Consider the following 14,784-nt stretch of genomic DNA (forward strand, 5'->3'; position numbering starts at 1 on the left):
CTGTACTGATCACCGGCGTCCCACCGGGACGCCGGGGGGTCACCAGATTTCGTAGGTGGCTTCGTCTCCGTGCACGATGACGGCCCAGATCACGAGGACGTCGAGAGCGATCACGATGACGCCCCAGAACGGGTACGCGGACAGGAAAGCCAGCTGTGCCAGTGCGTTGAACCCGGCCAGCGCGACCGTGACGACCCTGGCCCACTGCGCGCCGGTGAGCAGCGCGATGCCGGTGAGCACGACGAGCACGCCGACGACGAAGTGGAGCCAGCCCCATCCGGTCAGGGTGAAGACGAGCAGCCCGGACGGGCCGACGACGTAGTAGTCCTTGTCGAACAGCGCGACCAGGCCTTCGATCACGTTGAACAGTCCGGCCAGGACGGTGATCGCCCCCGCGAACCAGATCCAGCCGACCCGCCGCGACCGGGCGACGGCCGGCTCCGGCGGGAGGGGTGCCCTGGCACCGGTCGTTCCGGCCCGGGGGTGCATGGGTTCGGTCATGATCTCTCTTCCTCGTTCGTCGACGGGGCTGCGGACCCGGGCGATCATGGTCGGTGGCCCGTCCGCCGGTCCTCGCCCGCCCGAGGTGAGATCGGGTCGCCCGATCGCCGGAGGTCAGCGGCTCACACGACGTGGGCGATGCCGCGCTCCGGCGTCCGGGAAACAGTGCGGCGTGACCACCGATCCCGGACTGAGGAGGACGTCGTGTCCACGTTGACCGTCTGGCGGTTCCCGACCGTCGAAGGTGCCGAAAACGCACTAGATCTGCTCAAGCAGCTGCAGAAGCAGCAACTGATCTCGATCGCCGACGCGGCTTACGTGACGTGGCCGGAGGGACGGAAGAAGCCGAAGACCAAGGATCTCGGCTCCCTGACCGGTGCCGGCGCCCTCGGCGGGGCCTTCTGGGGCCTGCTGTTCGGCCTGATCTTCCTCGTCCCGCTGCTGGGCGTGGCCGTCGGCGCGGCGATCGGGGCGCTGACCGGGTCGCTGAGCCACGTCGGGATCGACGAAGAGTTCATCGAAACCGTCCGGGCCCAGGTCACCCCCGGGACGTCCGCGCTGTTCGTGATGTCCCAGGACACCGTGCTCGACCGGGTCGTCGAGCCGTTCAAGGAAACCGGCGCCACGTTGCTGAACACCAACCTGTCCGACGTGGAGGAGGCCCGGCTGCGCGACGCCTTCGGCGAGTCCCCGCAGCCGGAACCGCGGTAGCGCACGGGAAAGTTCCGCGGGCCGGACCGCGGCGGCGCCCCCGAGCGCCGCCGCGGCCACCCTGCGGGAGGCCGGCCCGCCCCGGTCGCTCCCCCGAGAGCGCCACGGGGCAGGCCTGGCTGATGGCGAAGCGAGGCGCCGAGCACGCGGCGGACGCCACCGGGAAGATCCCCCGTGACCCACCCACCGGGACGCCGCGGCCACTCGCCGTCCCCTTCGTCATCACCGCACCTCCACGGCTCACCCTGCGGCTCGCGCCGCTCCCGGTCGTCACCCGCGGTGGATGACTCCCGCTTCACCCCCGGCGGGCGACGCCCCGGCGGGTTTCGCGGCCGACGATCCGTCGCATGCCTCTCACCGACCAGAAGACCGACCAGAAGACCGTGGCGCCCGACGTACGGATCACCCGGGCCCGCGCCGCCCGCGCCGCCGTGCCCCTCGCCGGCCACGCGGAGTTCCCCAGCCCCGTCCGGCGCGCCGATCCCCTCACCCTGCTGGCCCGGCAGGACACCGGCCGGGTCCCGGAACTGCGGCCGCTGCGCTACGGCCGGATGGCCGCCTCACCACTGGCCTGCTTCCGCGGGGCCGCGCTGCCGGCGGCGGCCGACCTGGCGCTGACCCCGCGCACCGGATTCACGGTCCAGGCCTGCGGAGACGCCCAGCTGGCCAACTTCGGTCTGTCCACCGCCCAGGGCCGGCGGCTGGTCTTCGACTTCGCCGACTTCGGCGAAACCCTGCCCGCGCCCTGGGAATGGGACGTCAAACGGCTGGCCGCGAGCTTCGAGGTCACCGGCCGGGAGTGCGGGCACCCGGCGGCACAGCGCCGGCGCGCGGTGCTCGCCGCGGTCGAGTCCTACCGCCTGGCGATGCACGACTTCGCGCGCCGCACGTCGCTCGACATCTTCTTCGCCCCGGCCGACGCCCGGACGCTGCGCGTGGTCGCGGCCCACCGGCTCGGACCCGCGAGACGCCCCGCCCCGGGCGCGCACCTCACCGAAATCCGTGACGGCCACCTGCGCCTGGCCGCCGGTGGTCCGCTGGTCGTGCCGGCGGGCCGGCTCGCCGGTGACGGCGACCCGGCCACGCTCACCGACCGCCTGGGCGCCGTGCTCTCGCGGTACCGCCGCACTCTCGGCCCCGCGCGGCGGGCCTTGCTGGACCGCTACCGGCTGGCCGACGCGGCACGCACGGCCACCGGGCCGGGCGACGCCGGCACGCGGTGCTGGGTGGTGCTGCTCGTGCGGACGGGCACCGGGGATCCGCTCTTCCTGCAGCTGAAGGAGGCCGGGCCGTCGGTGCTGCAGGAGTACACCGGCGCCGCGGTGCCGGGCGGGCCCGGGCGGCGCGTGGTCGCCGGGCAGCGCCGGATCCAGGCCATCGGGGACGTCTTCCTCGGCTGGGCCCGCGCCTCGGGTTTCGGGGGCGGGGACCGCGAATTCCACGTCCGCCGGCTGCGTGACGGGCGCGACGCCGTCGACGTCACGACGATGACGCCGGACATCCTGCGCGCCCACGCCCGGCTGTGCGGGTGGACGGTGGCCCGGGCGCACGCGCGCACCGGGGACGCGCTCGCGATCGCCGCGTACCTCGGGTCGGGTCCGGCGTTCGCCGAAGCCGTCCGGGAGTTCGCGGTGTCCTGCGCCGACCAGAACGAACGCGACCACGCCGCGCTGCGCCAGGCGATCCGGCTCGGCCGCGTGTCGGCGGCGGCCGGCTCGTGAGCGGCCGCGCGGTCCCGTCACGCGGTCGCGCCGTCCACCGATCGGGGGAGTTCCCGGACCCGATGGACGGACTCCACGTGCATCCCGAGTGTCTCGAGCCTGCGCAAAATCTCCGGAACGTCCCGGGAGTCCGCCACCGTACCGAAAACTATCGTCTCGGGCGGAACGGGCACGACGAGCACGCCGCGGATATCGGCGACCCCTTCGGCGGCCCGATCCGGAATGGCACCGCAGCCCCGGAAGACGTAATTCGCCCCGGCCCCGAAGCCGAGGACGTCCGCCCGGCTCACCGGGTGCCCTCGTCCCGCCGGGACCGGCCCGCCGAATACCACGCGCGGGCGACGATCGCGACGTCGAGCAGCAGCAGCACCGCCGACCACCCGCGTGACGGCAGGAAGACCAGCCGCGCGACGAGGTCCGCACCGGCGCGGACACCCGTTCGCACCTCGCCCACCGGGGTCAGGGCAGAGAGGGCGACGGCCAGCCACAGCAGCACCGACCCGATGCCGATCCGGCCGGTCCGGAGCACGTCGAGGACGACGACCTCGCCCGGCCCGAGCCAGCAGAACTGCGTGACGGCGAATCGGCGGCGACCACTTCCCGATGAATTCCTGAGAATTTTCACCCGGCACACGTTTCTGTGTCCGGCCGTCGTTTTCCTCGCCCGCAGCGGGTGAGCCGCACAATTCCGTGACAAGATCCGCCGAGATTATCCGGAACGACCGCGAAGGAGAATTACGCATGCGCCAGTGCCGCGATATCACGTCCCGAAGACAGGTACCGAGAACGAAGATCACCGTTCCCGGGCCCCTGGCGGATCTCGTGCCGCGGCCGCGTCTGCTCACCCTCCTCGACGGAGCGGCCGAAGCGGCCATGGTGTTCGTCGGCGCCCCGGCCGGGTTCGGCAAGACCGTGCTGCTCGCCGAGTGGGCGCGGCGCCGGGACCGCGGAGCGGTCGCCTGGCTGTCCGCGGACGCCGACGACAACGACGACCGGCTCTTCTGGTCCGCGGTCCTCGAAGCACTCGGCCGGTGCGACCGGATCCCGGACGGCAACCCGCTGCGGCTGCTGGCGGTGCCGGAGGCCCCGAGCACCGACCTCGCCTTCCTGGCCGGGGTCGCCGACGCGCTCGACACGCTGAGCGAACCCGTCGTGCTCGTCCTCGACGGCGCTCAAGAGATCACCGCCCCCGGCCCGTGGCACGGGCTGCGGGCGCTGGTCCGCCACCAGCCGGCCGGACTGTGCCTGGCGGTCTCGAGCCGGCGCGAACCACCGCTGCCGCTGGGCCGGGCCCGGTTCGCGGACCAGCTCGTCGAGATCGGCGCCGCCGGGCTGCGGTTCACCGCCGACGAAGCGGACGCCTTGTTCGCCACGGCCGACGTGGCGATCCCCCGGGACGAGGTCGCCCCGCTCGTCGCCCGGACCGGCGGCTGGCCCGCCGGGCTGCGCCTCGCCGCGGCGTCCGCGACCCGGCACGGGAGCCTGCGGGAGTTCGACACCGGGCGCGACGCCGCCGTGCTCGACTACCTGACCGACGAGGTGCTGGCCCCGCTCACCCCGGCGCAGTGGGAGCTGCTGCGGACGATCAGCATCTGCGACGAGCTCCCGGCCGGGCTCGCGCCGGTGCTCAGCGGCCGCGCGGACGCCGAAGCGATGCTCCGCGAGCTGGGCGAGCCCGCCGCCCGGGTGGTCGACTCCGGTGGCACGCCGCCGCACCACCGCGTGACCCCGCTGCTGCGGACCTACCTGCGGGCCGAACTGCAACGCCGGGCGCCGGACCGGGCGCGGTCACTGCACGCGGCGGCGGCCCGCTGGTTCGCCCGGCACGACCGGCCGGCGCCTGCCCTGCTGCACAGCGTCCGCGCGGGCGATCCCGCCCGGGTCGGCGAACTGCTGCGCGAGCACGCCGTGACGCTGTTCCTCGCGGGGGAACACCACGTCCTGCGCCTGGCGCTCGCCATGATCGAGGACCGGCGGGTGCCCGCCGACTCCCTGGCCGCGCTGATCTCGGCGGCGCTCTGCCTGGAGGCGGCCGAGACGTCCGCGGCCGGCCTGCAGCTGGCCAAAGCGGAGGCGGCGTGGCCGGACCGGCCGGCGGCGGAGCTGACCGTCCTGCGGCAGCTGGCGTATGCCCGGCTCGCCCAGCTCGACCGCGCCCCGGCTCAGGCCCGTCGCGCGGCCGAAGCGGTCGACGAGCGGCTGGCCGGCGGCACCGCGCTCGACGGCCTCGTGATCCTCCACCGCGCCGGCCTCCTCCTCTCCCGCGAGCAGGCCCGCGAGACCCTGGTGCGGCTGCTGGGCACCGCCGAGGAGCTCCGGCAGGACTTCACCGTCGCCCAGTGCCTCACCGCGCTCGCCGAGCTGGCCGGTTACGACGGCGACTACCGGGTGATGGAGACGCTGGCCCGCCGGGCGGAAGCCCGCCGTCCGCGTCAGGAGTCCGTGCGGTCCGTCCAGGGCGCCCAGGCCAGTGCCCTGCTGGCCTACGGCGCCCTGTTGCGGGGCGAACCCGCCGAATGCCTCAAGCACGCGAAGGGCATCCGGCCCCTCCTGGGTGACGCCCCGGCGCGAACGGCCCGCGATCTGCGGCTGCTCACGGAGACGCTGCACGGCGCCGCCGAGTTCGAGCTCGGCGGCTGGCACTCGGGACTGCGGCGCATGCGCCGGGCCCGCAACCGGCTGGGGGCCGGACGGTCTTGCCCGGCCGGGTACGCCGCCCTGTGCGCGGTGCTGGAACAGCGCGCGGCCCTGCGGCTCGGGGCGGCGGGCCAGGCCAGGGAGACCGTTCGCTGGGCGCTGTCGGTCCTGTCCGGATCGGGTGAGCTGCTGCTGATGCGCGCCCGGACCCAGCTGCGCCTCGGCAGGCACCACGCGGCGAGCACCGTGCTGCGGTCACTGGCGGACGACGAAGTGCCCATGGAACTGTCGTGGGCCGCGATCGAGGCGTCGCTGGTCGGTGTGCAGGCCGCGCTGGCGGCCGGCGCGCGGGAGCGGGCGGCCCGCTTGCTGGACGACGCGTTGCGCGCGGCCGAGCCCACCGGCGTCCGGTTCCCGTTCGTCTTCGCCCCGCCCGAGCTCATCGGGTTCCTGACCAGCAGGCTGGGTGGGCTGGGCACCGGCGAACGGTTCGCGGGCGAGATCCTCGCCGTCCGGCGCCGCCTGCGCACCCCGCCGATGCCGGCCCCGCTGACCGACCGCGAACGCGGCGTCCTGCGCCTGCTGCCGACCCAGCGGTCGATCGAGGAGATCGCCGAGGACCTGACCGTCTCGCCCAACACCGTCAAGACCCACGTCCGCGGGATCTACGCGAAGCTCGACGTCCGCAGCCGGCGCGAAGCCGTGGCGATCGCGCAGGAACGCGGGCTGCTCGACACCGAAGTCGCCGACTTCACGGTCTGACGCCGCTCGCCCCACCCGCGGCGGGTGAGGCGGGCGCACCCCGGATCCGGTCGAGTGGGCCGGGCACGCCCGAGCGTGCCCGGCCCCGATCCCGGACGAGGAGATGTCATGGCCCTGGCGAGCACGGAGTACCCCTTTCTCAGTCTCATGTGGACAATGCTGGTGTTCTTCTGCTGGATCGCCTGGTTCTGGCTGCTGTTCATCGCCTTCGGCGACCTGTACCGCCGAAGCGACGTGTCCGGCTGGGCCAAGGCCGGCTGGACGGTGCTGGTGATCGTGCTGCCGCTCCTCGGCGTCCTGCTCTACTTCGGCACCCAGGGCAGGCACTTCGTCGAGCGGGAGCGGGCGCGCGAAACGGCCTCGCGGCACCGGTTCGACGACTACGTGCGGTCGGTGTCCACATCGGACACGACGGGCGCGGCGCAGATCGCCGAAGCCCGGCGGCTGCTCGAGGAGGGCGTCATCGACGACGCGGAATTCCAGTCGCTCAAGCGGAAGGCCCTCGCGCGTTGACCGCGGCACCTCGGTGGCGGTTCGTCCACCTCGCCGTGCTCCGGCCCCTGCTGACGGTGACCGCGCTGGTCTGCCTCTACTACCTGCTGCCGGTCGACCAGGTCCTGCGGCCGTGGACGGCGGCCGTCTTCACCGCCGGCCTCGCCGTCGTGGTGCTGCTGGTCGTCGGCGAGGTGCGGATGATCCTGCGGTCGCCGTTCCCCGCCTGGCAGGGTGTCCAGGCGCTCGCCCTGATCGTCCCGGTGTTCCTGCTGCTGTTCGCCGACGGCTACTACGTGCTGGGCCAAGACCGTCCGGGCTCCTTCGCCACGGGCTTGACGCGAACCGACGCGTTGTACTTCGCCGTCACGGTGTTCACCACCGTCGGCTTCGGCGACATCACCCCGGTGTCCACCGCCGCGCGGGTGCTGGTGACCCTCCAGATGGTCGCGGACCTGGTGGTGCTGGGCGTGGTGCTGCGCGTGATCGTGACGGCGGTACGGCACCGCCGATCGTCCACAGGGGACGGATCAGTCCGGGGCAGGCAGCAGCAGCGCGGCGACCAGCCCGGCCACCGCCACGACGACCAGGGTCGTGAGAGCGAGCGCGAAGGACCGCCCGCCGAGGTCCGGCGTCCCGGCCAGGACGGACCCGGCCAGCGCGGTCCCCACCGACGAGCCGAGGTTGGACACGCTGCGCGACACCCCGGAAATGTCGCCCTGGGCGGAGTCCGGGAAGCGGGACTGCACCAGGTTCACCGACGCCGTGAGCATGATCCCGACCCCGGCACCGAGCAGGAAGAGGCCGGGCACGGCGCTCGCCACGCCGGAACCGGCCCGGACCAGCAGCAGCACGAGGACCAGGCCGGCGACGGCGAGGACGAACCCGGCGCGGACGAGGCCACGCTGCGAATGCCGGCGCGCCATCCGCCCGGCGGCCGCCGAAGCGCCCAGGATGCCGGCCGTCGCGGGGGTCAGCATCAGCCCGGTTTCGATCGCGTCGTAGCCGCGGACCTGCTGCAGGAACACGGCGATCACGAAGAATGACCCCTGCAGGACCAGCCACTGCACGTGCTGGGTCGCCAGCCCGAGTCCCGCGACGCGGTCGCGGAAGAGCCCGGACGGCACCAGCGGTTCCCGGCCCGCCCGCTCCCGCGCGCGGACGTGCCGGAAGAACACGGCCAGGAACACGGCACCGATCCCGGCGAACAGCCACACCGGCGAAATCCCCCCGGCGGGCAGTACCACCACCCCGCCGACGGCGAAGTCGGCCCGGGAGACCAGCCAGCCGTAGGTGCCCGCCTGCAGGACTCCGAAGACCACGAAGAACAGGCCCGCCGCGGAAAGGACCGCACCCACGACGTCGAACCGCTTCTCGCGCGGCGGCCCGGGCGGCTCGGTGATCCGGAAGGCCGCCAGGACGATCACGACCACCAGCAGCACCTGCAGGAGGAAGGACGCTCGCCAGCCGAGCCACGTGGTGACCAGGCCGCCGATGAGCGGGCCGGCCGCGGCCCCGAGCGCGCCCGCTCCGCTGACCACGCCGAAGGCCCGCGCGCGGGCCGTGAGGTCGCGGCTGGTCACGGTGACCAGGATGTAGATCGGCGGGATCATCAGCGCCGACCCGATTCCCTCCAGCACCGAGTACCCGAAGACCAGCAGCCCCGGCCCCTGCGCGGCCGAAGCCAGGAGCGCGCCGGTGCCGTAGACCGCCAGCCCGGCCAGGAAGCAGCGTTTGCGGCCCAGCAGGTCGCTGAGCTTGCTGCCCGGCACCATGAGCGACGCCATGGTGAGGGTGAACACGGTGATCGCCGTCTGCACGCCGATCACCGTGGTGCCGAGGTCCGCGGCGATGGCGCTGACGGCCACGGTCATGGTGGTGGCCGCGTAGCTCGCGACGAACTGGGCGAGGGCCAGGGGCAGCACGGTCATCGGCGGGCCTTCCTGCTCGGGTGCCGCACACGGTGGCCGGGCCGCGGCCCGGCCACCTCACCCGGCGTGGATGAGGCAACCGGCCCCGGTCCCGGAGACGGTGCAGGCGAGGAGATCCCGGTGCCCCGATGGAGGAACGATGACCGAGACCACGATCGCCGAGCACGCGCTGATCGGTGACCTGCAGACCGCCGCGCTCGTGACGACCGACGGGTCGATCGACTGGTTCTGCGCGCCGCGGTTCGATTCGCCGTCGGTCTTCGGCGCCCTGCTCGACGACGAGCGCGGTGGCCGGTTCCGCGTCCGCCCGGCCGGCGCCTGCGCGAGCTCGCAGATGTACCACCCGGACACCGCGGTGCTGATCACCCGGTTTTCGGGGCCGGACGGCATCGGCGAGGTGGTCGACTTCATGCCGCCGTGCGGCACCACCGCCACCACCGAGCACCGGATCGCCCGGCTCGTGCGCTGTGTCCGCGGGCGGATGACGTTCGAGGTGGTCGTCGCCCCTCGCTTCGACTACGGCCGCCGCCCGCACCGGGCGCTGCTCGTCGCGAACGGCGCCGTGTTCACGGCGCCCGGGACGTCGATCGTGCTGCACGCGGTCCGGGAGCCCGGCGACGAGCACCTCGCCGAGGCGCGCGTCGAGGGCGAGGACGTGCACCTGCGGCTCGCCCTCACCGCCGGCCAGGTCCGGGGCGTGGTGCTCGAGACCGACGCCGCGGAGCCGCCGCGCGAGATCCGCGTCGCCGAGTTCGAAGACCTCTTCCGGGCCACCGTGGACTGGTGGCGCGCGTGGCTGGCCCGCTCCACCTACCGCGGCCGCTGGCGGGAGATCGTGGCCCGCTCGGCGATCACGCTCAAGCTGCTCACGTACGCGCCGACCGGCGGGCTGGTCGCCGCGCCCACGCTCGGGCTGCCCGAGCAGCTCGGCGGGGAACGCAACTGGGACTACCGCTACACCTGGGTGCGGGACGCGTCGTTTTCGGTCTCGGCGCTGCTGGCGCTGGGGTTCGCCGAGGAGGCCGCCCGGTTCGGGAACTGGCTGGGCGACCGGATCCGCGAAGGCCACGCCGGGGCCGGCGGGCCACTGGCCGTGCTGTACCGCGTGGACGGCACGACGGATCTGCGGGAGGAGAGCCTCGCGCACTGGTCCGGGTACCGCGGGTCGAGCCCGGTCCGGATCGGCAACGACGCGGCCGGGCAGCTGCAGCTGGACATCTACGGCGAAGCGCTCGACAGCGTCTTCGCCGCCGACCGCGCCGGGTTCGAGCTCTCCCACCGGGGCTGGACCGCGCTGCGCGCCGCCCTCGACTGGCTCAGCGAACACTGGGACCAGCCCGAAGAAGGCATCTGGGAGACCCGGGGCGGTCGCAAGCGCTTCACCTACGGCCGCCTGATGAGCTGGGTCGCGTTCGACCGCGGCATCCGGCTGGCCACCACCCACGGCAGGCCCGCCCCGGTCGAGGACTGGACCTGGCAGCGCGACAGCATCCACGGCCAGCTCCTCGCCCGCGGCTGGCACCGGACGCGCAACGCCTTCGTCCAGCACGACACGGGCGACGAGCTGGACGCGTCCCTGCTCCGCATGCCCCGCACCGGGTTCCTCCCGGCCAAGGACCCGCTGTGGCTGTCGACGCTCGACGCGATCCAAGCCGGGCTGGTGACCGACAGCCTCGTCTACCGGTACGACCCGGCCGCGTCCCCGGACGGCCTCGCCGGCTCCGAAGGCACGTTTTCGTTGTGCAGCTTCACCTACGTCGACGCACTGGCACGAGCGGGCCGGCTGGAGGAAGCCCGCACGGCGTTCGAGAAGATGCTGACCTACGCCAACCACGTCGGCCTGTACGCCGAGGAAATCGCGCCGACCGGCGAACAGCTCGGGAACTTCCCGCAGGCGTTCACGCACCTGGCCCTCATCGATGCGGCGGTCACGCTCGACGCGGCACTCGGCTGAGTTCCAGCACTGTCCACAATAGACGTTTTCGGCTTTGGTACGGACCACCGGGAGCAGTGGTCCAGGCAACGAAAGGGCAGAATCCAGGGCCGTCAGTACCCCACCCGGGCCGCCGGATCTTGACCCCGCCGGAACGCGAACCTACCGTCCGGTCACCGTTTCCGGCGGACGCGGGCCGACCGCTCGCGAAATCCGCCCGTTTCCGAGGAGGTGCCATGCTGTCGAGGCGTACCTTCGTGACCGCGGGCCTGGTGGCCGCGGCGAGCGCGCCGTTGTGGTCCGCCGTCACCGCGCCGCGCGCGCGGGCGGCCGCGGCCTTGCCGTTGACGCTGAAGAACAATTCGGGCAGCGGCACCGTGTACGCCTACGTCAGCGGCGCGGACACCTCGGGCCGTCCCGGGTTCGTCACCGCCGACGGCCGGTTCCAGCCGCTGCCGAACCCGTCTTCGCCGGTGACGCCGATCCCGGACTACGCCATCCCGCTCGGCGGCTCCGGATCCCAGCGCACCGTGACGCTGACCGACTACCTCATCGGCGGCCGGGTGTGGTTCTCGGTCGATCAGAAGATCCAGTTCTTCGTCAACCCCGGACCCGGCCTGGTGCAGCCCGGCTTCACCAGCTCGGACCCGAACTGGCAGACGAACTGGACGTTCTGCGAGTTCACCTACAACAGCGCCAACCTCTACGCGAACATCAGCTACGTCGACATGGTGGCGCTGCCGGTGTCGATGGCCACCACGGGCGCGGCGGGCTCGCAGTCGGTCAGCCCGCTGCCCGGCGGCGCCCTCGGGAGCATCGCCGACGGGCTGCGCGCGCAGCACAACACCGACGGCGCGCCGTGGGACCGGCTGGTCGTCACCGACTCGTCCGGCAAGGTGGTGCGGGTGCTCGCCCCCGGCCACTCCCCCGTCGACTTCGGCGGCTACTGGACGAACTACCTCAACGCCGTCTGGGACCACTACCGCTCGACGCCGCTGACGATCAACGGGCAGGGCGCGATCGGCTCCTACACCGGCACGGTCAGCGGGGACGCGATCGTGTTCGCCGGCCTGAACACCAACGGCGTGCCGTTCACCAAGCCGAGCGCGGTGGACATCTTCGGCTGCGCGAGCGGGCCGCTGTACAACTCCGGCAGCGACGCGCGCGGTGCCGTCGCCGCCCGCCTGGCCGCGGCGCTGAACCGAAGCAGCCTGCTGGTGGCCGGCGGCAACAACCAGCCCGACGGCGTCGCACCTTCGCAGTACTACCGGGACGCCACGACCAACCACTACGCCCGCCTGGTGCACCAGTACGCGTCGATCGGCTACGCCTTCCCGTACGACGACGTGGGCCCGACCGGCGCCCAGCCCGTCGACGGCCACCTCCAGGACCCGGCCCCGACGTCCTGGACGGTCTCGCTCGGCGCGGGCGCGGGCGGCGGCACGCCCCCGCCCGGACCCGGCGGCACGAGCGCGTACTCGACGATCCAGGCGGAGGCCTACAACGACCAGAGCGGCACCCAGAACGAGTCGTGCGGCGACACGGGCGGCGGGGTGGACGTCGGCTGGCTGGCGAACGGCGACTGGCTGAAGTACGCCCGCGTCGACTTCGGGACGAGCTCGCCGAACCAGTTCGTCGCCCGCCTCGCCTCCGGCGCGCCCGCCGGGGTGAGCGGCGCGATCAAGGCCCGCCTGGACAGCGTGTCGGGCCCGGTCATCGCCGAGATCGACTTCGCGAACAACGGCGGCTGGCAGCAGTGGCAGACGGTGCCGGCCAACATCGTCGCCCCGGCCACCGGCGTGCACGACCTCTTCCTGACGTTCTCCGGAAGCTCGTCGGACTTCGTCAACGTCAACTGGTTCACCTTCACCCGCTAGCCGGGCGGTCCGAGGTGCGTTGACGGCGCGGCGGCGAGCGCGAACGTCTTGAATGACTCATTCGGGTCTTCGGAGGTCCTGAATGAGTCATTCAAGACCTTTGGTCCGGGCTATCGAGGCAGCTCCTCGCGGGGCCTGGCCACCGTGGGCACGGCCGGGCCCGCGCGGGGCATGATGGCGGCCATGCCATCCGGGAGTCGCTCGTCAGGGCCCTCGACCTCGAGGGCTACCACGTCACCGAGGTGAACGACGGCGTCAGCGCGCTGGCCACGGCCCGGCGGGACGAGTTCGACGTGCTGATCCTCGACGTCATGATGCCCGGCGTCGACGGCCTCGGCGTGTGCCGGGTGCTGCGCGCCGAAGGGGATCCCACGCCGATCCTCATGCTCACCGCCCGCGTCGAAACCCCCGACCGGGTGGCCGGGCTGGACGCCGGGGCCGACGACTACCTGCCCAAGCCGTTCGAGCTCGACGAGCTCCTCGCGCGGCTGCGGGCCCTGCTGCGCCGCACGTCACCCGAACCGGAGGCGCGGCGCCCGGTCCGGCTCGGGGAGCTCGCGGTCGACCCGGCGGCCCGGCGGGTGTGGTGGCAGGGCACCGAGATCACCCTGTCGAAAACCGAGTTCGACCTGCTGGAACTGCTCGTGCGCAACGCCGGGATCGTGCTCGACCGGGCCACGATCTACCAGCGCATCTGGGGCTACGAGTTCGGCGCGGACTCCAAGAACCTCGCCGTCTACATCGGCTACCTGCGGCGCAAGCTCGACCAGGCCGGCGCCGCGGAGCTGATCCACACCGTGCGCGGGGTGGGCTATTCCGTGCGGCAGGCGCGGCCGGCGTGAACCTGCGCAGCAAGCTCGCCATCGCCTTCGCCGGCGTCGGTGCGGCGGCGGCGATCCTCGTCGGGGTCTTCAGCTACCAGGCCGCGTCCCAGCGCATCAACGCCGAACTCGACCGGTCGCTGCTCACGACCTCGGCGGAAATCGCGGCCGGGGCGACGCAGGTGCTCGCGCCGAGCCCGGTCACCCGCGGCCCCGATGACGACGACCACGACGAGGCCCAGCCGATGGTGGCGCAGGCGATCGCGCCGGACGGGACCGTCCGCCAGCTCGGCGGCCGCCCGGTGCCCCTCCCCGTCGGCGGCGACGACCGGACGCTGGCCGCGGCCGGCGTTCTCGCCGACCACCGCTACACGAACTTCACCGCCGGGCGCGACGACTACCGGGTCATCACCGTGGCCCTCGGGCCCGGCCGCGGCGCCGTCCAGCTCGCCGTCGACGTCGACGAGTCCCGGTACGTCCTGAAGGGACTGGCCGCCCGGATCACCGGCGTCAGCGCGCTGGTACTGGCCGTCGCGGCCCTGGCCGGCTGGCTGCTGGCCCGGCAGATCACCCGGCGGCTGGTCCGGCTGACCGACGTCACCGAACAGGTCAGCGACGGCCGCCTCGACGACGTCGCCGTGCCCACCGGCGGCCGTGACGAGGTGGGCAGGCTCGCCACGTCGTTCGACCGGATGCTGGGCCGGCTCGCCGACGCCCGCGCCGACCAGGACCGCCTGGTCCAGGACGCCGCCCACGAGCTGCGGACGCCCCTGACCAGCCTCCGCACCAACGCCAGCGTCCTGCGCCGGTTCGCCGAGCTCACCCCCGAATCGCGGGCCCGCCTGCTCGACGACGTCGACGGGGAGACCCGCGAGCTGACCCACCTGGTCGACGAACTCGTCGAACTGGCCACCCGCCGCTACGAGGCCGAGGAACCGGCGCCGGTGGAGCTGGGCGAGATCGTCGACCGCGCCGCCGAACGCGTCCGGCGGCGGTGGGGACGCGCCGTCACGGTCGAAACCGACGCGTCCACGCTGACCGGCCAGGCGAAGGCGCTCGAGCGCGCGGTGACGAATCTGCTGGAAAACGCGGTCAAGTTCGCGCCCGGCGGCCCGATCGAAGCCGTCGTGCGCGACGGCCGCGTGGAAGTCCTCGACCGCGGCCCCGGCATCGGCGACGACGACGCGCCCCGGGTGTTCGACCGCTTCCACCGTGCCGACGGCGCCCGCGGCCTGCCGGGTTCCGGGCTCGGGCTGGCCATCGTGCGGGAAATCGCGCTCGCCCACGGCGGGTCCGTCTTCGCCGGGCCGCGCCCGGGTGGCGGCGCCGTGGTCGGGTTCACCGTCGGTGCCGATCTTCTCTTACCGAACTCTCACCCGGGTCACGTCGACGGCTAAC

The 14,784-nt window shown here is 73.3% G+C and carries 13 protein-coding genes and 1 pseudogene; 10 read left to right on the forward strand and 4 right to left on the reverse strand.

Annotated elements, in window-relative coordinates:
• Positions 1 to 39: 39 nt before the first annotated feature.
• Positions 40 to 501: a DUF7144 family membrane protein gene (locus tag A3CE_RS0104860; RefSeq protein ID WP_020638940.1), complete on the reverse strand. Its 462-nt coding sequence runs from the start codon at positions 499 to 501 to the stop codon at positions 40 to 42.
• A gap of 204 nt (positions 502 to 705) precedes the next feature.
• On the opposite strand from A3CE_RS0104860, the gene A3CE_RS0104865 reads away from it, so the two are divergent.
• The 3 genes from A3CE_RS0104865 (at position 706) to A3CE_RS0104875 (ending at position 2,933) form a co-directional block, all read left to right on the forward strand.
• Entirely contained in the window at positions 706 to 1,212 is a 507-nt protein-coding gene (locus A3CE_RS0104865) for a DUF1269 domain-containing protein (protein WP_020638941.1), read from the forward strand.
• 122 nt (positions 1,213 to 1,334) lie between these two features.
• The gene (locus A3CE_RS56150) at positions 1,335 to 1,499 is read left to right on the forward strand and encodes a hypothetical protein (protein ID WP_020638942.1); all 165 of its coding nucleotides are present in this window, start codon (positions 1,335 to 1,337) and stop codon (positions 1,497 to 1,499) included.
• A gap of 60 nt (positions 1,500 to 1,559) precedes the next feature.
• Positions 1,560 to 2,933 carry a DUF2252 domain-containing protein gene (locus A3CE_RS0104875; RefSeq protein WP_020638943.1) on the forward strand — a complete coding sequence of 458 codons (1,374 nt, stop codon included), beginning with the start codon at positions 1,560 to 1,562 and terminating at the stop codon, positions 2,931 to 2,933.
• Between the two features lie 17 nt (positions 2,934 to 2,950).
• Here the strand turns inward: A3CE_RS0104875 and A3CE_RS0104880 are convergent, their stop codons facing one another.
• Both A3CE_RS0104880 and A3CE_RS50170 read right to left on the reverse strand, forming a co-directional pair.
• A complete protein-coding gene (locus A3CE_RS0104880; protein WP_020638944.1) occupies positions 2,951 to 3,223 on the reverse strand; it encodes a hypothetical protein in 273 nt (90 codons plus the stop codon).
• Complete coding sequence (locus A3CE_RS50170; RefSeq protein WP_020638945.1) at positions 3,220 to 3,558, reverse strand: hypothetical protein; 339 nt, start codon at positions 3,556 to 3,558, stop codon at positions 3,220 to 3,222. The genes A3CE_RS0104880 and A3CE_RS50170 overlap by 4 nt, the downstream gene beginning before the upstream one ends.
• Positions 3,559 to 3,674: 116 nt before the next feature.
• On the opposite strand from A3CE_RS50170, the gene A3CE_RS0104890 reads away from it, so the two are divergent.
• The 3 genes and pseudogenes from A3CE_RS0104890 to A3CE_RS58320 form a co-directional block, all read left to right on the forward strand.
• A complete protein-coding gene (locus A3CE_RS0104890) occupies positions 3,675 to 6,332 on the forward strand; it encodes a winged helix-turn-helix domain-containing protein (protein ID WP_026468152.1) in 2,658 nt (885 codons plus the stop codon).
• A 108-nt stretch (positions 6,333 to 6,440) separates the two neighbouring features.
• Positions 6,441 to 6,845 carry an SHOCT domain-containing protein gene (locus A3CE_RS0104895; protein ID WP_020638947.1) on the forward strand — a complete coding sequence of 135 codons (405 nt, stop codon included), beginning with the start codon at positions 6,441 to 6,443 and terminating at the stop codon, positions 6,843 to 6,845.
• 179 nt (positions 6,846 to 7,024) lie between these two features.
• Positions 7,025 to 7,264: pseudogene (locus A3CE_RS58320) on the forward strand (potassium channel family protein); the annotation flags it as partial.
• Between the two features lie 90 nt (positions 7,265 to 7,354).
• On the opposite strand, the gene A3CE_RS0104905 reads toward A3CE_RS58320, so the two are convergent.
• On the reverse strand, positions 7,355 to 8,755 hold the full coding sequence (locus A3CE_RS0104905; protein ID WP_020638949.1) for an MFS transporter: 1,401 nt from the start codon (positions 8,753 to 8,755) through the stop codon (positions 7,355 to 7,357).
• A 139-nt stretch (positions 8,756 to 8,894) separates the two neighbouring features.
• Here A3CE_RS0104905 and A3CE_RS0104910 point away from each other — a divergent pair, with 139 nt between their 5' ends.
• The 4 genes from A3CE_RS0104910 (at position 8,895) to A3CE_RS0104925 (ending at position 14,783) form a co-directional block, all read left to right on the forward strand.
• Positions 8,895 to 10,709 (forward strand): glycoside hydrolase family 15 protein, encoded by a 1,815-nt coding sequence (locus A3CE_RS0104910; protein WP_020638950.1) that lies wholly within the window; start codon positions 8,895 to 8,897, stop codon positions 10,707 to 10,709.
• Between the two features lie 215 nt (positions 10,710 to 10,924).
• The gene (locus A3CE_RS0104915; RefSeq protein WP_020638951.1) at positions 10,925 to 12,565 is read left to right on the forward strand and encodes a beta-1,3-glucanase family protein; all 1,641 of its coding nucleotides are present in this window, start codon (positions 10,925 to 10,927) and stop codon (positions 12,563 to 12,565) included.
• Between the two features lie 188 nt (positions 12,566 to 12,753).
• Entirely contained in the window at positions 12,754 to 13,407 is a 654-nt protein-coding gene (locus tag A3CE_RS50175) for a response regulator transcription factor (RefSeq protein ID WP_051183737.1), read from the forward strand.
• Entirely contained in the window at positions 13,404 to 14,783 is a 1,380-nt protein-coding gene (locus tag A3CE_RS0104925) for a HAMP domain-containing sensor histidine kinase (RefSeq protein WP_020638953.1), read from the forward strand. The genes A3CE_RS50175 and A3CE_RS0104925 overlap by 4 nt, the downstream gene beginning before the upstream one ends.
• Position 14,784 lies beyond the last annotated feature (1 nt).

Source organism: Amycolatopsis balhimycina FH 1894 (assembly GCF_000384295.1).
Classification (GTDB): Bacteria; Actinomycetota; Actinomycetes; order Mycobacteriales; family Pseudonocardiaceae; genus Amycolatopsis; species Amycolatopsis balhimycina.